The 20,855-nt window shown below is 41.2% G+C and carries 19 protein-coding genes; 10 read left to right on the top strand and 9 right to left on the bottom strand.

Annotation, left to right across the window (positions count from 1 at the left end; all coding sequences use genetic code 11):
* Position 1 precedes the first annotated feature (1 nt).
* Positions 2 to 661 (bottom strand): guanylate kinase, encoded by a 660-nt coding sequence (gene gmk, locus RM552_RS15875; RefSeq protein WP_311369856.1) that lies wholly within the window; start codon positions 659 to 661, stop codon positions 2 to 4.
* Positions 662 to 875: 214 nt separating this feature from the next.
* Between gmk and cyaY the strand changes: the two genes are divergently transcribed.
* Genes cyaY through RM552_RS15845 form a run of 6 tightly spaced genes read left to right on the top strand, consistent with a single transcriptional unit; the run spans position 876 to position 6,101 of the window.
* Positions 876 to 1,199 (top strand): iron donor protein CyaY, encoded by a 324-nt coding sequence (cyaY, locus tag RM552_RS15870; RefSeq protein ID WP_311369855.1) that lies wholly within the window; start codon positions 876 to 878, stop codon positions 1,197 to 1,199.
* A gap of 39 nt (positions 1,200 to 1,238) precedes the next feature.
* Positions 1,239 to 1,910 (top strand): dienelactone hydrolase family protein, encoded by a 672-nt coding sequence (locus RM552_RS15865; protein WP_311369854.1) that lies wholly within the window; start codon positions 1,239 to 1,241, stop codon positions 1,908 to 1,910.
* Positions 1,907 to 2,848, top strand: coding sequence for a hydroxymethylbilane synthase (gene hemC / locus RM552_RS15860; RefSeq protein WP_311369853.1), 942 nt, complete (start codon positions 1,907 to 1,909; stop codon positions 2,846 to 2,848). The genes RM552_RS15865 and hemC overlap by 4 nt, the downstream gene beginning before the upstream one ends.
* A gap of 37 nt (positions 2,849 to 2,885) precedes the next feature.
* Positions 2,886 to 3,653 (top strand): uroporphyrinogen-III synthase, encoded by a 768-nt coding sequence (locus tag RM552_RS15855; RefSeq protein ID WP_311369852.1) that lies wholly within the window; start codon positions 2,886 to 2,888, stop codon positions 3,651 to 3,653.
* Positions 3,646 to 4,950, top strand: a complete 1,305-nt coding sequence (locus tag RM552_RS15850) for a uroporphyrinogen-III C-methyltransferase (protein ID WP_311369851.1) — start codon at positions 3,646 to 3,648, stop codon at positions 4,948 to 4,950. The genes RM552_RS15855 and RM552_RS15850 overlap by 8 nt, the downstream gene beginning before the upstream one ends.
* Positions 4,947 to 6,101, top strand: coding sequence for a heme biosynthesis HemY N-terminal domain-containing protein (locus RM552_RS15845; protein ID WP_311369850.1), 1,155 nt, complete (start codon positions 4,947 to 4,949; stop codon positions 6,099 to 6,101). Before RM552_RS15850 ends, RM552_RS15845 begins: the two co-directional genes overlap by 4 nt.
* 28 nt (positions 6,102 to 6,129) lie before the next feature.
* Here RM552_RS15845 and RM552_RS15840 read toward each other — a convergent pair whose 3' ends face one another.
* Positions 6,130 to 6,777 (bottom strand): ATP-binding protein, encoded by a 648-nt coding sequence (locus RM552_RS15840; protein ID WP_311369849.1) that lies wholly within the window; start codon positions 6,775 to 6,777, stop codon positions 6,130 to 6,132.
* Between the two features lie 264 nt (positions 6,778 to 7,041).
* Here RM552_RS15840 and RM552_RS15835 point away from each other — a divergent pair, with 264 nt between their 5' ends.
* The 3 genes from RM552_RS15835 to RM552_RS15825 all read left to right on the top strand — a co-directional run bounded on the left by RM552_RS15835 (position 7,042) and on the right by RM552_RS15825 (position 10,238).
* The gene (locus tag RM552_RS15835; protein ID WP_311369848.1) at positions 7,042 to 8,334 is read left to right on the top strand and encodes an anhydro-N-acetylmuramic acid kinase; all 1,293 of its coding nucleotides are present in this window, start codon (positions 7,042 to 7,044) and stop codon (positions 8,332 to 8,334) included.
* Positions 8,335 to 8,400: 66 nt separating this feature from the next.
* On the top strand, positions 8,401 to 9,417 hold the full coding sequence (gene nagZ, locus RM552_RS15830; RefSeq protein WP_311369847.1) for a beta-N-acetylhexosaminidase: 1,017 nt from the start codon (positions 8,401 to 8,403) through the stop codon (positions 9,415 to 9,417).
* A gap of 95 nt (positions 9,418 to 9,512) precedes the next feature.
* Complete coding sequence (locus tag RM552_RS15825) at positions 9,513 to 10,238, top strand: exosortase, PEP-CTERM interaction domain protein (protein WP_311369846.1); 726 nt, start codon at positions 9,513 to 9,515, stop codon at positions 10,236 to 10,238.
* 12 nt (positions 10,239 to 10,250) lie between these two features.
* Here RM552_RS15825 and prpF read toward each other — a convergent pair whose 3' ends face one another.
* The 5 genes from prpF to RM552_RS15800 are packed head-to-tail and all read right to left on the bottom strand — an operon-like array spanning position 10,251 to position 16,870.
* Positions 10,251 to 11,459 (bottom strand): 2-methylaconitate cis-trans isomerase PrpF, encoded by a 1,209-nt coding sequence (prpF, locus tag RM552_RS15820; RefSeq protein WP_311369845.1) that lies wholly within the window; start codon positions 11,457 to 11,459, stop codon positions 10,251 to 10,253.
* A 56-nt stretch (positions 11,460 to 11,515) separates the two neighbouring features.
* Positions 11,516 to 14,116: a Fe/S-dependent 2-methylisocitrate dehydratase AcnD gene (acnD, locus tag RM552_RS15815; protein ID WP_311369844.1), complete on the bottom strand. Its 2,601-nt coding sequence runs from the start codon at positions 14,114 to 14,116 to the stop codon at positions 11,516 to 11,518.
* 51 nt (positions 14,117 to 14,167) lie between these two features.
* Positions 14,168 to 15,292 (bottom strand): bifunctional 2-methylcitrate synthase/citrate synthase, encoded by a 1,125-nt coding sequence (gene prpC, locus RM552_RS15810; RefSeq protein ID WP_311369843.1) that lies wholly within the window; start codon positions 15,290 to 15,292, stop codon positions 14,168 to 14,170.
* A 25-nt stretch (positions 15,293 to 15,317) separates the two neighbouring features.
* The gene (gene prpB, locus RM552_RS15805) at positions 15,318 to 16,205 is read right to left on the bottom strand and encodes a methylisocitrate lyase (protein WP_311369842.1); all 888 of its coding nucleotides are present in this window, start codon (positions 16,203 to 16,205) and stop codon (positions 15,318 to 15,320) included.
* Complete coding sequence (locus tag RM552_RS15800) at positions 16,202 to 16,870, bottom strand: GntR family transcriptional regulator (protein ID WP_311369841.1); 669 nt, start codon at positions 16,868 to 16,870, stop codon at positions 16,202 to 16,204. Before RM552_RS15800 ends, prpB begins: the two co-directional genes overlap by 4 nt.
* 195 nt (positions 16,871 to 17,065) lie before the next feature.
* On the opposite strand from RM552_RS15800, the gene RM552_RS15795 reads away from it, so the two are divergent.
* Entirely contained in the window at positions 17,066 to 17,749 is a 684-nt protein-coding gene (locus RM552_RS15795) for a hypothetical protein (protein ID WP_311369840.1), read from the top strand.
* Positions 17,750 to 17,759: 10 nt separating this feature from the next.
* On the opposite strand, the gene RM552_RS15790 is transcribed toward RM552_RS15795, so the two are convergent.
* Positions 17,760 to 18,920 (bottom strand): GGDEF domain-containing protein, encoded by a 1,161-nt coding sequence (locus tag RM552_RS15790; protein WP_311369839.1) that lies wholly within the window; start codon positions 18,918 to 18,920, stop codon positions 17,760 to 17,762.
* 33 nt (positions 18,921 to 18,953) lie between these two features.
* Positions 18,954 to 20,855, bottom strand: a complete 1,902-nt coding sequence (locus RM552_RS15785; RefSeq protein ID WP_311369838.1) for a propionyl-CoA synthetase — start codon at positions 20,853 to 20,855, stop codon at positions 18,954 to 18,956.

The raw sequence follows: 20,855 nt of genomic DNA, 5'->3' as shown, positions 1-20,855 counted from the left end.
TTTAGTCTACTAAACTTGCGAACAACTCGCTGAACCTAATTTCTTGTTTGCCACACAACAAGCTTGCCGCCTTAACAATTGTCATCATTTCTTCGGTAGCGCGCGCAAAGTTGTCGTTCACGATAACATAGTCAAATTCGTTGTAATGTTGCATTTCACTTTTTGCTTGTTGCATACGATCATTTATTACCGATTCAGCGTCTTTACCTCGACTCACCAAACGCGCATTTAATTCAGCTTCAGATGGCGGCATAACAAAAACAGATATCACCTCAGGATTAACAGCTTTTACCTGCCTTGCTCCCTGCCAATCTATATCTAAAAAAACATCTACCCCTTGTATTAGCTTATCGGCAATGGCTGATTTGGAGGTGCCATAATAGTTACCAAATACCTCGGCATACTCGTAAAAAGCATCGGCTTCAATTAACTCCTCAAAACTAGATTTACTAACAAAATGATAGTGTTGTCCATCCTCTTCTCCCTCTCGAGGGGTGCGCGTAGTATGAGACACTGACAACTGAGCAGGATTGAATAAGTGACCTTCGTTAGCACGTTGAATTAAGGCCGAGATTAAGCTCGATTTCCCTGCACCTGAGGGTGCTGCAACTATAAAAAGATTGCCAAGTTGTTTCGAGTTTTGCGTTTTGATTGGCGTCATATTAGCCTCTATGTGTCGATAAAAATTAACTTTACCGACGTGTCGTATCTTAAAGTTGTTGCAAGGAGTTTATTCTAAGCGAACTAAGCGAAATTAAACAGCAAAGTTTACACATTGTTTTGAGGCGCTAAATTAGGGTGGTCGGGCCAAATTTATATGTTAGTATTAGGCGCATATATCCCCCTTAAACGTCTACTTTTTGGAGCACATTTGTATGACTGAAAGCGAATATCATCATATGCTCGATGAACTATTCATTCGCATTGAAGAAGCACTAGACAATCTCGAGTCTGTCGATATTGATTACGAAAGTGGTGAGGGTATTCTCACTTTGATCTTGCCTGATCAGTCTAAAATTATCTTAAACAAGCAGCCGCCTTTGTTACAACTTTGGGTGGCAACGAAATATAACGGCCATCATTTTAATTATGATAACGGAAAGTGGATCGACGAGCGTTTTGGTGGAGAGTTTTTTGCATTTTTCGATGAGGCTGTATCAAAGCAAGCAGGGACAGAAGTAAGTCTTAACTTACAATAAATTAACACTACTTATTTAGATATTTTCAAGGATTTCAATATGCCAACTCAGCTTCTTCCTTCTGTTGAAGTGGCTCCTAGCGGAACACATAAATCAACCATTATATGGCTACATGGTCTTGGTGATTCTGGTAACGGTTTTTCACCTATCGTTCCTCAATTACAATTAAACCCAATGCTGGGTATCAAATTTATTTTCCCCCATGCGCCTGTGCGCCCGGTTACTATCAATAATGGCATGGCGATGCGCGCCTGGTACGATATTAAAACCCTTGATATGAGCAGTCGCGCTGACGTAGAGGGCGTACTTGAGTCAAGCGAAGCAGTTAAAGCGCTCATTGATAACGAAATAGACAATGGTATTCCCCCTGAAAAAATTATGTTGATAGGATTCTCCCAAGGAGGCGTGATCGCGCTGCATTTGGGGCCTCGGTATGAAAAACGTCTTGCTGGTATTGTCGCGTTATCAACATATATGTGCGAACCACAAAACTTACCTTACGAAAAAGCTGAAGCTAACCAAGAGACACCCATTTTATGTTGTCATGGTCAGCAAGATGAAGTGGTGCCTATGGGTTTAGGTCGCATGGCTTATGAGGCGTTGCTCAGTGACAACAGGCAAGTCACTTGGAAACAATATGTAATGCAACACAACGTGTGTATGCCAGAAATACAAGATATTGCCAAATTCATAGAAGCACAATTAGCATGAGCACCCGCAAAATTATACGCATAGCTACACGCAAGAGCGCATTAGCAATGTGGCAAGCGTATTACGTTGAAGCACAGCTCAAACGCCATTTTCCACAATGTTTGGTAGAATTGGTGCCAATGTCGACTCAAGGTGATCGCATTTTAGACACCCCTCTTGCAAAGATAGGTGGCAAAGGGCTATTTATTAAAGAGCTAGAAGTTGCGATGCAAAACGACATCGCCGATTTAGCGGTGCATTCTATGAAAGATGTCCCGGTTGAGTTTCCTGAAGGTTTTGGTTTGCACTGTATTTGTGAACGAGAAAACCCATATGATGCCTTTGTATCAAACCAATATTCAACACTTAGCGAATTGCCCTTAGGCGCAATTATCGGTACTTCAAGTCTTAGACGACAGGCTCAACTAAAAGCAGTGAGGCCAGATTTACAAATACGAGATTTGCGCGGAAACGTGAATACACGGTTACAGAAACTAGATGATGGCCTCTATGATGCGATCATTTTAGCTTCAGCTGGATTAATCCGTCTAAAAATGGAAAGTCGAATAGCCGAACAAATTTCGCCTGATGTAAGCCTGCCAGCGGTCGGACAAGGTGCGGTGGGTATAGAGTGCCGTAATGATGATGCAGAACTTATCGACATGCTACAACGCTTAAATCATCCAGTGACCGCCCTTAGGGTTCGCGCCGAAAGAGCTATGAATGCTACTCTGCTTGGCGGCTGCCAGGTCCCCATCGGTAGCTTTTCTCAATACAGCAAGGGGTCGTTACTCAGCTTACAAGCACTGGTTGCCGCACCAGATGGCTCTGCCATAATAAAAGCAAATGACACCATAACATGCCATACGGACGACATTAGCCAAGCTGAAGAACTCGGAATAAGGGTAGCTGAATCCCTGTTAGCGCAAGGTGCACAAACAATTCTTGACGCTTTATAATCGACTCATTTATCACATGCTAAAGAGTGAATAAACAATGACGTTTTTAGTAGCAAGGCCGCAACAAAAGGCGCAACAGACCAGCAAACTACTTGCCGAAAAAGGCTTGCCTGCAAAGGCGTTTCCTCTTATCGATATTGATGAAATTGATCAAAAAGAAAATACTGGACTATTATCAAAATTTTTAAATGCAACAGCACAAAAAATACTCGTTGTGACTTCTACATATGCAGCTAAGTGGCTTACCCAGCAAGCACTTACTACCGTTTTAAGGCACGTAGATATAGTTTCTATAGGCGCTTCTACAGCAAATATTATTGATAATGCTGAAATGAATACTTATATCGAATCAATGGCAGTCGCTAAGCCAGAGAGTTCCGAAGGGGCCTTATCTTTGCCCATATTGACAGGTAAATTAAACGCGCATATTTGTATATTAAAGGGTGTTGGTGGCCGTCAATTATTAGCCCAACAACTGCAACAAAGGGGAGCAATAGTACATTCGCTAGATGTATACAAACGCACAGTAAGTCAGGATGTTCTGCGCAACTATGCTTTTGAGCAAAAGCAAATTAAGTGTATTATTGCGACTAGCGTTGAAATAATTGATGCATTGTATACTCAAATTTTCGTGCAGCAACAAGATTGGCTGAAAACTTTGGTTTGGATAGTACCCAGTGATCGTATTAAAACTCAATTGCAAATAAACGGAATCAACACGGTATATGTTAGCCAAGGTGCAAGTTCTAAAGCCTTATCAGAATGCGCAGAAAAACTCGTAATCACAGGAGTAGTGAATGTCTAAACAACCACCAGAATCAGAAACAGAGATAAATACTAAAACTGATAATGTATCTGACATTGCAGATAGTAAAAATGACGGCAAGCTCCCTGACGATTCTGTCACTAATGATGTGGTTTTAGAAAATGAGGTCGAAGAACAAACAATGAATGACAAAACTTCACCAAGTGACAAAACAGAAACGATTGACTTAAATAATCAATCTACAAAATCTAGCAGAAAACTCCTTTGGTTTTTTACATCTATCAACTTTCTTACTTTGACATTGTTGTGCATTGTGCTTTATTGGTATTACACCCAAGTGGTAAATACTGAAACAGAAGAGGCAACTGCGCTCATCGAATTAGAACAAAAAATGATTATTGCAAATGATCAGCAGCAATCTAGTATTGACCAACTATCAACTCAGCTGAATTCATTCAATAACGCGCAAACCAGTAATAATAATTCACTCGAAAGCCTTTTAGCTGAGCTGCAGCAAATCGCCAATGAAAATGCTGAAAATAATGAGATTATGGGTAAGCGTTTGGCCGAAATATCTGGGCGACGCCCTTCTGATTGGTTGCTTGCCGAAGCAAATTATCTAGTCAATATGGCCGGCCGAAAAATTTATTTAGAGCAAGATCTCCGTACGGCCATAACCCTGCTACAAGAGGCTGACGCTCGTTTAGTTGATTTAGACGACCCATCTTTATTTCCAGTAAGGGCTCATATTGCGAGCGACATTCAAACCATTCGACAAATAAACCCTGTGTCTACGCAATCTCTAGCTCTAGCCTTAAATGGTATGCAGGCAAAAGTGGGCGAATTACCTATGGATGAGTTACAGTTGCCCGAAACTGCTCCCCCAGAGGATTTAACCTTGTCAGAAGATATTAATGACTGGCAAGATAACTTAGCCAAAACATGGCATTCATTAGTTGACGATTTTATCAGCATCAAAAGTGTCGAATCGCCATTAGAGCCTTATTTAAGTGAGCGTCAAAAATGGCTAATTGAGCAACAAGTTAAACATGCTATATCTCAAGCACAAACGGCAGTGCTTAACGAGCAAGCTGAACTTTACAAAGCGTCTACACAAACCGCATTGGGTTTGTTGGTAAATCATTACGACCTTGAAGATAGTAAAGTCGGGCAGTTTGTAGAGGCATTACAAGAGCTCCAAAACACCGACTTTACTAAGACCTTACCAACCAGACTACAAGCGCAGGCATCACTTAAAGATATTATTGAGCAACGTATTCAAAATATATATAACAATACGCTACCTATCGTAAACGATGAGGGTATAGCACTATGATTAAAGTCATCGTAGTGATAATTGTTTTGTTTATTGGCTTGTTTTTTGGCCATCACTTAATTGGCGTTGAAGGAAGAGTGATTATCGCTTTACCTAAAACAGTATACGAAATGAACATCATTTCAAGCTTAATTATTTATACGCTGTCAATTGCCCTGATTTGGTTAACAGTTTGGTTAATATTAAAATTACTGCGTAGCGTTTCGGGCACTAAAAATTGGTTGGGTTTATTTTCGAAAAAACAGCAAAATAATGCGTATTACAAAACAATAAACGCCATGCTCATGAATGAGCAAAATGAGGCTCGCAAACTTATCCAAAAAACTTTTGGAGGCGACTTCCAGGGTTCTAATTACTTAATTGCAGCCCAACTAGAACGACAAGCCAATAACATGACCCAAGCTCAAGCCTACCTTATACAGGCAATGGACGATCCAAAATCAGAGCCTTTGGCTATTATGCAACAAGCTGAAATAGCGCTCGCACAAAATGACGCAAAAACAGCTATGGCGCAGCTTAGCAAAGTAGAAGGTAAAGTTCGAAAAACGAAGGCTTTTGTATTGCTTAAGCTGAATATATTAGAAAGCTTAGGAGATTGGCAACAAATACAACAAATAGCTACCGAGAACAAACGTTTGTTAGGCGACGATTACATCTTATGGGCAGAACAATGTGTTAAAGGTGAATTTGCCACAATAGCAAGCAAACGTGGTGCAAAAGCACTACAAACTCATTGGGAAACCTTATCCCGAAAAGCTAAAGGCGATCAAGCAAATCAAAATGCTTATGTACAATTGTTGATTGATCAAGGTTTGTATACAGACGCAGAAGACGTATTGGTTAGATTTGCTTCAAAAAGTGCACATTCAAGCCAGCTTAATTTGTTCAAACAAATCAAATTACCCAATCCATCAAAGGCTTTACGCTATATTGAATCAGAAATTAAAAAGACCCCTGAAGACGCTTCTTTGTATTCGACTCTAGCTCAACTTGCCTATAATAGCCAAGACTTTGACTTAGCTGAAAAGGCCGTGACCAAAGCCTTAGGATTAAAGCCAACCGATGTAGACAATACCCTTTATGCTAAATTATTAGAAAAATCGGAAGATTTTGAGAAAGCCAACAAAGTCTATCAAGGTTTATTAAACTAACTGACCATAGATGCTTTGTTTTTGTGATTTACTGCAAATACCAAGTAGATAGAGGTAATTTTACCTGCAAATGAGTGCCTTTGTTGAGTTTGCTTGATACTAATATATTACCGTCATACTCAAGAATAATTTGCTGACTGATGGCTAAACCTAAACCGGTCGCGCTTTTTCTGTTTTTAGTCGTGTAAAAGGGGCTAAATACTTTTTCAATGTCTTTTGAACTGATCCCGCAACCCACATCAGATACGTCTATGTACATAAATCCGTTTTGAGTATATGACTTTATGCTGACTTGCTGGAATGGTTTTGACGCTTGCATCGCATTTAGTACAATATTATGCAATGCTTTGCCTAGATGAAATTCGCTATGGCAAGTGGGTGGAACTCTCGACAACGCTAGTTTTATCTCTTTATGCTTTGGAAAGCGATGCTGCATGCTGCGTGCTAGTCTCTTGATGAAAATATTAGCGTCAAAACATCTTTCTAAGTGATTCGAGTCATATGTATTGCGTAAAGTATCCACTTTCGGCTTCGGTATATTCGCATCGCCGACAAAAAGGTCAAAGTCTTTAACTCGTTGAAACAAAAAACACATTTCTTTACGCAAGTCGTCGTGATCCAGACGTTTTTTCGCATCACTTATTCCAGGATTATTTTCTATATCTAGTGTTTTCAATTGTCGTCCTTTATTTCCGAATTTCTTTAGGCATCCACCTATCGACACCAAAAATCGTACCAAATAGAGATATGTAAAGCGATACGATTTACAATTTGGACTGATACATAGGTATTTTATAGAATGCTTGATATACTTCTTTAAGTTTTGTTTTTTCGCATTTTCAAAGGGTTAATATGCATTCAACTCAAGTGTTGAGCAGAAATTTATTATCCGCGCACAGCGCACAGTTATCATCAAAGTTCTCAAGGCATTGGCAAAATTATGAATAAACAACTCAAACGCCTCCTCGCTATGTCAGAAAAACCAAGTCGTTTGATTGTAGGTTTAATGAGTGGTACTTCGCTCGACGGCTTAGATATTGCTTTATGCAAAGTAAGTGGTGTAAATGAATCGAGTAAATTAGAAGTGATTTCTTTTACTACCATCGCGTACGACGACTCATACCGAAGCAGAATTGTTGAATTATTTGCCAAACCAAATGGTCGTTTAATCGATGTTTGCACCGCCAACAATTGGGTCGCGAAAACGCATGCAGACATGCTTATGAAATGTTTGAAGCGTTGGGATACCGATCCAAACGAAATTGATTTAATCGCCAGTCATGGACAAACTATTTTTCATGCACCTGACAATCAAACACCTTCCACTCTGCAAATTGGTGACGGAGATCACATCGCTCAAATAACCAATATCATCACTATAAGTGATTTTCGGCAAAAACATGTGGCGGCTGGAGGTGATGGCGCACCATTGGTGCCTTATGCCGATTATTTACTTTATAAGGATCCGAAACAAGATCGTTTGTTATTAAATATAGGTGGTATTGCCAATTTCACTCTGCTCCCAGCGGCCTGTCAATTTAAGGATATGATTTGTACCGATACAGGTCCAGGCAATACGCTCATGGACGCCTATGTTAAGCGCGAAACAAATGGCCATTTACAATTTGATGACCGAGGCGCAATAGCACTTACAGGTGACGTCGATTATGGTCTACTGCAAGAATTAAAAAATACCCGTTTCTTGACACAAAATGCACCAAAATCAACGGGACAAGAGTTGTTTAATTTATCTTATGTCGATCAAGCGGTAAATCACTGTAAACAGATGAGATATGCTGAACAATTAAGCTTGGAAATCACAGATAAAGATCTTCTTCGCGAAGCTCTTCATAATAAAAATCAAATTTCATTTGAGAATGTAATGGCTACCCTCAATCAATTTACCGCAGATACCATTAGTGAGGAAATCAATACACAACTTAATAGTGCCAACATTGACCCCACAAAACTTCATATCTATACCAGTGGTGGAGGCCCCAAAAACAAAGTACTAATGAACAATATTGCGATAAATTTACCTGAATGCCATTTTCATCATTTTGAAGTATTGGGCTTGAAAGCAGACTCTAAAGAAGCTGCTCTTTTTGCCCTTTTAGCCAATCAATCAATTTTTGGCGATACCCAAGTGTATAAAAGTGCTAATGCTAGCCATTCGGATGAAATACATTCTGGACCTGCGGTGAGTTTAGGAAAAATAAGTTTACCTAACTAAAAACTATTGGGTTACTCTTTATGCTTATAGCGCAAGCTTGTTTAACAGACTTTTTGGAGCACTGATTTGGCAAATAATATCATTGTTGGTTGTCATACCCTCTCTCTTTCCAACAACGAAATAAGCCTGTTTAGGGAACTCGACCCTCTGGGGTTTATTTTATTTGCTCGGAATATTGACCATCCAAGCCAAGTTATTGCACTTACAGAGCAGTTTAAACAAACACTCAATAGAGAAGATATCATGGTCTTAATTGACCAAGAAGGTGGCAGAGTATCTCGATTACCAAATACCTATTGGCGGGTACCTCCAAGCCCCACGATTTTTGCTCAGATGTATTTAAAAAATACCAAACTCGCTGAAAGAGCTTGTTATTTAAACGCCTTATTGACAGGTTTAGAACTTAAAGGATTAGGGATTAACGTGAATTGTGCGCCTATGCTCGATGTGCCACAAAGTAACGCTGCTAGTATCATTAGCGAAAGAGCTCTAGGTACAAGTCCAGAGCAAGTAATTGCGCTTGGGAAACAAATAGTACAAGGGATAAAGGACGCTGGGCTTGCACCCGTTATTAAACATCTACCAGGTCATGGCCGCGCAACAAGTGATAGCCATTTAAAATTACCACTTGTGAGTTCAAGCTTCAACGAACTAGCACGATGTGATTTTTTGCCCTTTCAGGCACTATCTAATGAGGCGATGGCAATGAGTGCTCATGTCGTTTTTTCTGACATAGATAGCGCTCAACCGGCAACTATTAGCGCAACGCTTATTAATAAAATTGTTCGCCAACACATTGGATTTGATGGTTTACTGATGTCTGATGATATTAATATGCAAGCACTGTCTGGCGATGTGGCTAGTCGCGCGGAGGCTTGCTTGTCTGCCGGATGCGATGTTGCTCTTCATTGCAGCGGAAATTTTGAAGAAATGAAAAGTTTGTTGGATGTGGCTACTCAACTTGAGGGACAAAGTAAAACACGTGCAGATACTGCTGAAAAACAAGCATTTGCTAAGCTCCCCGAGTTGGACCCAAGCGCAATAAATACTGAGTTAAACCATTTACTCTCGCTTATAAATTAACTAACTCCTTGTTATTGAATACAAAAATAAAAATGATTAACTACAGGATAAATTTGCGTTAAACTAATGTTATTGCGTAGTTAAAAATTAACATTATGATTAAACGGAATTTATACAAATTTTTATGGATTTCAGCATTTTTTGCTGTCTCTTCCAACGCCTCTGATATTTCAATAACGAACTTAGATAAGATTGAAATGGGCGCCAAAATTGTTGGGCCAGTTGGACCTGAAGTTGAAGTATCACTCATTGATAAAAATGGCGATAGCTTAGGTGATTTAACTAGTAGTGTTAGTTGCCCAGAAGACATGGATGAATGCATTGTATCTAAAAATCCAAGTGGTACGATTTACACGTATCAGCATACTGTCATTCCAGGTGTCGACAAAGCAAACGACAAACCTTTCCCCAATCCTGAAACTGTGATCAATTTCGAAAATGTAAAACGCTTTAGCTTAGGTTTTGAAGCAAGCGGTTTTAATGGTGTGGCCGGGTATAGCTATACAGCGGCACAAAATGCAAAACTTAGTTTTGAAGTGCACCAAAGCAGCACTGGCGAACTAGTTTGGACAATTAGTTCAGGAGCTTGGGATACCGGAGAAGCAATCACTTTCTTCTGGCAAACTTCACAAGCACCCTCTGGGCCTGGCGGCAAATATAACGCGAGTAATGCAGATAATTCGGCCACAGGGCGCGGCCCCTTACCTCGCCCAATTGAAAGCACTTTGGCCACTCAGGTACCTGCCCCGGTGACATTTGGTATGTTGGTTGCTGGCATTTTGTGGCTTTTTGCACGCGATAGGCGAGCTATTAAAAAGTGACGTGTAGCGTATTCATTGCGGTAAACTGACTCTTACAAAACCTTCCATCAGCACTCGAGCACTACGGCTCATACTTACTTTGCTCACCGTCCATTTTCCGTCGAAATTTTGGGCTTGCGCACCTACTTTTAATACACCCGACGGGTGACCAAATACAATACTATCTTGTACGCCTCCACCTGCTGCTAAATTAACTAATGTCCCAGGTATGGCGGCTGCCGTACCAATCGCTACAGCAGCAGTTCCCATCATTGCATGGTGTAATTTCCCCATAGACAATGCTCGTACTAATAGGTCTACATTATCTTTAGAAATATCTTTGCCACTTGCGCTTGTATAGGCCTTTGCAGCAGACACGAAGGCAATTTTAGGTGTATGTTGACGTGATTCTGCTTCACTAATATCGCTAATAAGGCCCATTTGAATTGCCCCATATGCCCGGATTGTTTCAAACTTCTTTAACGCCTCGGCATCTGAGTTGATATCTTCTTGAAGCTCACATCCTGTATAGCCTAACTCATGAGCATTCAAAAATATGGTGGGTATACCCGCATCAATAAAACTTGCTTCAAAGCTACCAACATCGGGCACATCGAGAGTATCAATCAAGTTTCCAGTTGGCAGAACACCATTAGACTCGTTAGGGTCGCCGGCAGGATCAAGAAAATCGATTGATACTTCGGCGGCCGGAAACGTTACTCCATCTAGTTCAAAATTGCCGGTTTCTTGTACCTTATTATTTGCTATGGGTACATGGGCAACAATTGTTTTTTTGATATTTTGCTGCCAAATACGCACTTCAAAAACCCCGTTTTCAGGCAATAAATGTTCAGGTACGATGCCACTTTCAATCGCAAACGCGCCAACTGCAGCGGTTAAATTCCCACAATTACCACTCCAATCTATAAAAGCCTTGTCTATCGCGACTTGTCCAAATAAGTAGTTAACATGATGTTTGCTATTGTCTGTTTGACTTAAAATAACAACCTTGCTCGTACTCGAAGTTGCCCCACCCATACCATCTGTATGCTTACCGTATGGATCAGGACTACCGATCACTCTTAGCAGCAACTGGTCTCGATATTCTCCTGCTTGTTGCGCTTGCTCGGGAAGATCTTCAAGTTTAAAAAACACACCTTTGCTAGTGCCACCGCGCATATAGTTTGCAGCAATTTTACGTTGCGGCTTATACACCATTGAAGGCTTACTATTTTGTGTCATTATTTTCCCTCGGTTTTGATGCTTGTTTAATATGCCCCATGATCAACACAAATACCTTATGCACTAGCTAAGAAATCTTCGGCAAAGCGCTGTAATACGCCACCGGCTGCATAAATAGATACTTCTTCAGCCGTATCTAATCGGCACATCACTTCTATCTCAAGTAGCTCGCCGTTTGTGCGAGTAATCTTTAGTGTTAACAATTTACCGGCCTGAGGTATGCCTAAAACATCATAGGTTTCAGTGCCATCAAGTACTAAGGTCTTGCGTGTAGTACCGTCTAAAAACTGCAAGGGCAATACCCCCATACCAATCAAATTGGTGCGGTGAATTCGCTCAAAACCTTCAGCCACTATGACTTCGACCCCTGCTAAACGTACACCCTTAGCGGCCCAATCACGCGACGAACCCTGGCCATAATCAGCGCCAGCAACAATAATCAAAGGTTGTTTACGATGCATATAAGTCTCGATAGCTTCCCACATGCGCATAACCTCACCTTCAGGCTCCACTCTTGCGTATGAACCTTGTTTAACGCTCCCGGTATCGTCTTTCACCATTTCATTTAATAGCTTAGGATTAGCAAAGGTTGCTCGCTGTGCTGTTAGATGGTCGCCTCTATGAGTTGCATAAGAATTAAAGTCTTCTTCGGGCAAACCCATTTTAGCCAAGTACTCACCCGCCGCGCTGCTAGCCATAATGGCATTAGAGGGAGACAAATGATCGGTTGTTATATTATCACCTAGTACGGCTAACGGCCGTAATTGGCACAGTGAGCGATTACCCGCTAAAGCGCCTTCCCAATAAGGAGGTCGACGAATATAAGTACTCATTTCTCGCCAGTCATATAAGGGGTCTGAAAGTGTATCTTGGCCAGTTTTTATAGCAAACATAGGCTCATATACTTTTCTAAACTGTTCCGGTTTAACTGATGATTTTACCACTGCGTTTATTTCTTCATCAGTCGGCCAGATATCCTTCAATAAAATAGCCTTACCATTTTCATCAAAACCAAGTGGGTCTTTTTCTATATCAAAACGAATACTTCCTGCAATTGCGTATGCAACAACTAACGGAGGAGAGGCTAAAAAAGCTTGGTCTGCATGGGGGTGAATACGCCCGTCAAAGTTACGGTTGCCCGACAATACAGCCGTACTGTAGAGATTTCTTGCTTTTATTTCGTCGGCAATTTTGGGGTCCAATGCCCCGCTCATACCATTACAAGATGTGCATGCAAAAGCAACCACACCAAAACCCAAGTTTTCTAACTCTGCTAATAGACCAGCTTCTTCTAAATACAATTTAACGGCTTTTGAACCGGGAGCTAGTGAACTCTTCACCCAAGGTTTGCGCAACAAACCTTTTTTATTTGCGTTTCGTGCAATTAAGCCGGCTGCTATCATGTTGCGTGGGTTACTAGTGTTGGTACAACTTGTAATCGCTGCAATAATGACAGCCCCGTCTGGCATTTGACCATTGTTTGAAGTGTAATCACCTAACAATCCCCGGGCCTTTAAATCACTTGTAGCAAGACGATTATGCGGTGTAGATGGACCTGCCATATTGCGTCCAACACTTGATAAATCAAATGTTAGTGTTCGCTCATATTTTGCGGATTGCATTTCACTAGCCCATAAACCAGTCTCTTTAGCGAAAGCTTCTACTAACTTTACTTGTTCATCACTACGGCCGGTTAAGGTTAAATATTCAATTGTTTGCTCGTCGATATAAAACATGGCAGCGGTTGCGCCATATTCTGGCGTCATATTACTAATGGTGGCTCTGTCGCCCAAGGTTAGGTGCTTGGTACCTTCACCGTAAAACTCTAAATAGCTTGATACTACTTTCTCGTTACGCAAAAACTCCGTCAATGCCAACACCACATCTGTTGCCGTTATGCCCTCTTGAGGTTTGCCAGTAAATTCTACCCCGACAATATCTGGTAAACGCATATAAGAGGCCCGTCCTAGCATTACACTTTCCGCTTCGAGGCCGCCTACACCAATAGAAATAACACCCAAAGCATCAACCATCGGCGTGTGACTGTCTGTGCCTACTAGAGTATCAGGAAACGCCACACCATCTCGTTGTTGCACAACTGGTGACATCCGTTCTAAGTTTATTTGGTGTAAAATGCCGTTGCCCTGGGGGATTACATCAACGTTCTCAAAAGCCGTTTTGCACCAATTGATAAAGTGAAAACGATCTTCATTGCGACGATCTTCAATGGCACGGTTTTTCTCGAAGGCATTGTCTTCATAGCCTGCATGTTCTACCGCTAGAGAATGATCAACAACGAGTTGTGTTGGCACCACTGGATTGACTTTTGCAGGATTACCGCCTTTTAACGCGATTGCGTCGCGTAAACCGGCTAAATCAACCAAAGCTGTTTGTCCTAAAATATCATGGCAAACAACTCGCGCTGGAAACCAAGGGAAATCGAGATCACGTTTTCTGTATATTAGCTGCTTTAGTGCATCTGTCAGCATATTGGGGTCGCATTTACGCACGAGGTTTTCAGCTAACACTTTCGAGGTGTAGGGTAATTCTGCATAAGCACCTACTTCTATGTCGTCAACCGCTGTGCGAGTATCAAAATAATCAATACTTATATCTAAATCACCAGCAACAAAGGGCTTTCTATACTTATAATTCATTTCACTTTCTCTAATTTCTTAGTGGTTAAGGTTCAAGCGCTATTATCTTTGCTACACCCTATGCTCAATGGCTTCAACTTTGCGTAAATCTTCGCCTGTATAGTCAGCAGAGGGTCTAATAATACGGTTGTCAGCTCGCTGCTCCATTACATGGCCGGCCCAACCAGTGAGTCGTGACATGACAAATATTGGGGTAAATAATTTAGTCGGGATACCCATAAAATTATAGGCAGATGCATGGAAAAAATCGGCATTACAAAACAAGCCTTTTTCACGCTTCATAACCGCTTCACAACGCACCGATACATCGTATAAGGTGCTGTCGCCAAACTCTTCTGATAATTTTTCAGACCATTGTTTAATGATCGCGTTTCTTGGGTCTGACTCAGAATAAATCGCGTGCCCAAAGCCCATGATTTTTTCTTTACGTTCAAGCATACCCATCATTTCTTTTTCTGCGTGCTCAGGGTTGTTAAATCGCTCAATCATGTCCATTGCGGCTTCGTTCGCCCCACCGTGCAAAGGACCGCGCAATGATCCAATCGCACCCACTATACAAGAATGCATATCCGAGAGGGTGGACGCACAAACTCTTGCGGTGAAAGTAGACGCGTTAAATTCATGTTCTGCATACAAAATCAAAGAGACATGCATTACTTTTTCATGCAATGCACTTGGCTTTTTGCCATGAAGCATGTGTAAAAAGTGTGCACCTATAGAATCATCATCGGTATTAACGTCGATTCTCGTGCCTTCATGTGAATATTTATACCAGTAGCAAATGATGCTTGGGAAGCAAGCTAACATGCGGTCAGTAATATCGTCTTGCTGAGAAAAATCAGCTTCTATTTCTAAGTTACCTAACATAGAACAACCCGTACGTAGCACATCCATAGGATGAGCTTCAGCGGGAATTCTCTCGAGGACGTCTTTTAGTGCATTAGGGAGGTCTCGTTGACGCTTTAAAAGCGCCTTGTAATTATCTAATTCTGCTTGTGTTGGTAACTTCCCTTTTAAAATTAGGTAGGCGACTTCTTCAAATTCGCAATTTTCAGCTAAGTCTTTCACATCATAGCCACGATAAGTCAAACCTGAACCACTAACGCCGACCGTTGATAATGCTGTTTTACCTGCAACTTGTCCGCGCAAGCCTGCGCCACTTAATACTTTTGCCATTATTTACTCCAAAGTTGTTGTTGTGCTATTTTTCTTTTGAGAACAGAGCATCAAGCTTTTGCTCGTAATCGTGATAACCTAAATAATCATATAAATCCATGCGGGTCTGCATGCTGTCTAATACTGCTTTTTGGTCACCGTCTTGCAAAATATGTTGATAAACATTTTCGGCTGCTTTGTTCATCGCTCTGAATGCACTTAATGGATAAAGCACCATGTCGACCCCCCAAGCAGATAACTCTTGCTTGTTCCAAAGCTCAGTTTTTCCAAACTCCGTAATATTAGCTAAAATAGGCACATCGAGTGCTCGATTAAATGCTTCATAATGCGCTTGAGTTTGAATCGCTTCAGCGAAAATGCCGTCAGCACCAGCCTCAACATAGGCTTTTGCTCGTTGTATGGCTTTTTCGAGCCCTTCTTGAGCAAATGCGTCTGTGCGTGCCATGATAAAAAAGTCAGGGTCTGTTCGAGCGTCTACCGCAGACCGAATACGGTCAACCATTTCAGCTGTGCTTACAATTTCTTTGTTTGGACGGTGTCCACAACGCTTTTGTGCAACTTGGTCTTCCATATGTACAGCTGCCGCACCCGCTTTTTGCATATCTTTTATGGTTTTGGCGATATTAAATGCGCCACCCCAACCGGTGTCTATATCGACCAATAATGGCAAATCGCATGCATCGGTAATGCGGCGTACATCAACCAAAACATCATTCAAAGACGTCATGCCTAGATCAGGCAAACCATATGAGGCATTCGCCACTCCGCCGCCAGATAAATAAATAGCTTGATGCCCTATTTGCCTCGCCATCATTGCTGTATAGGCATTAATTGTGCCCACAATTTGCAGTGGCGCAGTGTCGGCTAAAGCCTGCCTAAATCTTTTACCTGCACTTTTTATTTCTGAATTCATAAGGGAGTGTCCTGTAGCTTTTGTTCGATGTTGTTTCGGGAATAAGCGATATGTCTTCGCATTAATATTTCGGCTAATTCTTGATCGCGATTTGATATGGCTTGCACAATATGCTGATGCTCGGCAAATGCAGTTGTAACCCGCGGGCCAGCCATACCTAACTGTACTCGGTACATGCGTACTAAGTGATAGATATTATTCATTAACATGCTTATTAGATGTTGATTGTGACTACCAAGCACAATTCGATAGTGAAAATCCACATCACCGGCCTCTTGGTAATATCGTTGTGATTCTTTCACACTACCAGAATGCTGTTGAAGCAAAGTATTTACTTGGTCAATTTCATTGTTGGTCATATTTGCTGCAGCTAAGCGTGCAGCCATGCCTTCGAGCGATTCACGCACTTGATACAATTGAATAAGACCTGATTGACTTAAGGTAACGACCTTAGCGCCCACATTAGCTTTACGCTCAAGAAGATTAGTGTTTTCTAGCTTGTTGATAGCTTCTCTTATCACAGCTCGGCTAACCGCATACTTTGTCGACAATTCGGCTTCATTGAGTTTTGAGCCCGCTGCTATACTACCTTCAACAATATCCTTGCGAAGGCTAATAAATGTTTTGTCAGCGGTAGTAATTGGCGTTTCAGTTAAAGGTGTCACATGATTACCATTTGTGAATATTGTCGACAATAATACTTATTTTAGCTTTTATTTCAATAATACTTTCGTTTCATCTTGATTTTTGTCGACAATATTGCGATGCAATTTATTTATTAGCTCATGTAAACCTTTGTCATTTATCATTCGACTAACTAAACTGACCCTACAAAAACAGCGTTCCACAAGGATACAAAAATGAATAATATTACTCAAAAACCTATCTACTCATTACTAATTGGGGCTTTTACGATGGCACTGCTTGCTGGTTGCATTGTGCAGGTCGATGCAAACGCAACTAGTAAAAAGGGTATTGCCGACGGTGGCAATTTTTCTTCAGTCAATAAATCATTAACGGTAAAGAGTGGGCAAACCATTGGAAATGCATCATCAGTTAATGGCAGTTTAACGATTGGTGATAATGTTCAGGCAAACAAAATAACTAGCGTAAATGGACGATTGCGTGTAGGTGAAAACGTAACGGCCACCAAATTGTCTAGTGTTAACGGAAAACTTAGTGCTGATGAAGGTTTAAATGTTAGTGAAGAAGTGACGACCGTAAATGGCAAAATCCAATTGAGCAAGAATAGCGAGATTGGCGGGAAGGTGGCTACCGTTAATGGCACTATTGAGTTAAAAAATGTCGATGTAGGGGGTAACGTTGAGACAATAAACGGCAATATCAATTTGCTTGACAATACTATTGTTGATGGTGATATCGTTTTTGGAAATAAAAATAGTAAAAACTATTATAATGGGCCTGACCCAATACTCAGTATTGAAAGTGGCTCTAATGTGAAAGGTGATATCATTTTGCGCAGACCTGTTGACCTTGAAATTGAAGATGAAGATTTACGCAGCAAAGTGGTGATTGAGTATTGATCTTAATTTGTTAGGCGCGGGCTTTATTTTCTGCGTCTAGCTCTTCTATTTCAATTCTGTTTCTGCCATTTGCTTTACTTCGATATAAAGCATGATCAGCACGGGCTATCGCCGCGTTTAAGTCTTCTTTTTCTTTGTAGTGACTGATACCAGCGCTCATTGTTGTTTGCAAATCAAAACCTAAGGCTGCATTCCAGTTATAATCGGCAAGCTCTGCTTGCACTCGCTCGGCACTGATACGAGCTTCATTGGACGATAAACTTGGTAAAATAATGAGAAATTCCTCTCCGCCCCAACGCGCGATGATATCTTTTTCACGCATTTTGGCGATTAGAATATCAGCGACACATACCAACACTTTATCTCCCACTTCATGTCCATGGTTATCATTTATAGTTTTAAAATGGTCTATATCAATAAGCATGACACAAAATGCGTTTTTGTATCTTTTTGCGCGCTCCACTTCAATATCCGCCAATACGTTAAGATGTCTGCGATTGTATAGGGTAGTGAGCGGGTCAGTTGTTGCCATTTTATGTAGTTTTTTCTGCGCTTTTTTTACCGTACCCAAATAGAAAAATGACAAGTAGCTAAATAATGAAAAAACAACACTCAAATTAAAGACATGCACAAAGTTTAACGCAACGGCATTGATAGGCTGAATAGGATTACTTGACCAACTTAGCATGCTCAAAGTCACGTAATAGGCAAATAACAATGTGAGCGCAAATATCGCATTGCGCCGCGAAGACGAAAGACACAAAGCAGGAATAAATATCAGCAGATAATAATGAAAACCACTATTCCATCCTATCAGTACTACCCCAATAGCAGCATGCACAAGCACTTCAGTAAAAATCAGTATAACGGCTAATTTGTTGTTTCTGCGCTTTATCGCATAGTAAGCCGACACATACATAGCAACACTAATAATGTTAAACCAAGCAAGTATAGGCGAATCTAGTACGTAAAAAATGAAAAAGAATGCAATATCAGTGAGCGCAGCTAACTGAGTGGTTTTGATTTGGACCTGCCAAAACTCAGGTCTTTTGGATGCCCCGACGCTTTGATCTTTATTTGTCGCTTGGTTGTTCATGCCACGTAAATACTGCGTTCGAGTTGCTTTAATGTTAACTACATAATGAGTTATCGGCATCGAAGTACAAGACATTAAAATCAATTACTTACCCGGTTTTTGGCTTACTCATTCTTCAATTGTTTTTACCAAACCATTTTCTTGCATAATAGCTTGAATCTCGGCTACGCTGCTAGGATCATCAATGGTTGAAGGCACAGCAAACGATTGGTTATCTGCTATTTGGCGCAATAGTTTCCGCAATATCTTTCCAGACCGTGTTTTGGGCAAACGCGGCACTATCAGAGTTTGTTTAAGACAGGCAACAGCGCCAATTTCTTTACGAACCATAGCGACTAAATCAGATTGTAATTCAAGCTCGCTGATATCTGCACCATCTTTAAGTAATGCCAATCCCACCGGCACTTGCCCTTTTAGCTTGTCATGTATGCCAATAACACTGCATTCTGCAACGGCATTATGCGAGGCCAACACTTCTTCCATTTCACCGGTAGACAAACGATGTCCAGCTACATTAATAACATCGTCGGTACGCCCCATAACAAAAAGATAACCGTCTTCATCTATATACCCGCCGTCACCAGAACAATAATAACCCGGAAACTCAGTTAAATACCCATCGTTAAACCGCCCAAAATCGCCCCAAATTGTATTTAAACACGAGGGTGGTAAAGGTAGCTTGATGGCAATTGAACCCTGAGTATTGGGTGGTAAAGGTGTTCCATTGGCATCTAAAATTTGTACATCAAATCCTGGCACCGGTTTAGTCGATGAACCCGCTTTGGTCTCCAAGGGCTCAATACCAATTGGGTTGGCACTTATTGCCCATCCAGTTTCTGTTTGCCACCAATGGTCAACAACTGGCTTACCTGTATTTTCGGTGGTCCACTCGTATGTAGATGGGTCCAAACGCTCGCCCGCCATAAAAATAGTATCTAGACAACTCAAATCATAATCCTGAATTAAGTTTGCTTCAGGGTCTTCTTTACGAATGGCTCTAAAAGCGGTAGGTGCCGCAAAAACTGCCTTCACGTCATATTCTTCAATAACCCGCCAAAATGCGCCTGCATCAGGTGTTCGAACTGGTTTACCCTCGTATACTATGCTTGTGCAGCCATGCAATAGAGGTGCGTACACAATGTACGAATGCCCAACAACCCAACCTACATCTGAAGCGGCCCAAAACACTTGGCCGGGCGCAATATTATAGATAGCTTGCATTGAGTACTTCAACGCTACTGCATGACTGGCGTTATCTCTTACCACTCCTTTAGGTTTGCCAGTTGTACCTGAGGTATACAAAATGTATAGCGGATCACTGCCTTTTACAGTGACACAGTCAGCTGGTATCGCTTTTTTCGCTTCTACCTGCCAGTCAATATCACGTTCAGCTTGCATCGATGCAATGCACTCTTGACGTTGCCATACAATTACTTTGTTAGGCTTGTGCGTCGCAATAATACAAGCTTCATCTACCAAGGGTTTATATTCAATAGTGCGACTCACTTCGATTCCACAAGAAGCACTTACCAGTACTTTGGGTCTTGCATCGTCTATTCGTACTGCCAGTTCATTTGCAGAAAAACCACCAAACACAACAGAGTGCACCGCGCCTAACCTTGCAACCGCTAGCATAGCGACAAGCGCTTGGGGTATCATCGGCATATAGATCACGACACGATCGCCTTTATTTACGCCTTGTGCTCGCAACAAACCAGCAAAACTAGCAACTTGTTCGAGCAAATCTTGATAGTTAATAAGCTGCTTTGTTGAGGTAACCGGCGAATCATAAATTATGGCTGTTTGTTGGCCACGACCATTCTTTACATGATAATCTAACGCCATATAACAGGTATTAAGTTCAGCATCTGCAAACCATTGGTACAAGCCATTTTCACTCGAGCTTAAAGCCTTATTGGGCGCTTTAAACCATGGCAAGTCTTTTGCTTTGTCTAGCCAAAATTGTTCAGGGTTTTGAATTGAATTTTGGTATTCTTTTGCATAGCTCAT

The sequence above is a fragment of the Glaciecola petra genome (assembly GCF_031846345.1).
Lineage (GTDB): Bacteria > Pseudomonadota > Gammaproteobacteria > Enterobacterales > Alteromonadaceae > Glaciecola > Glaciecola petra.
Note: the sequence above shows the minus strand (reverse complement) of the source record. Positions and strands in the feature narration are given on the sequence as shown.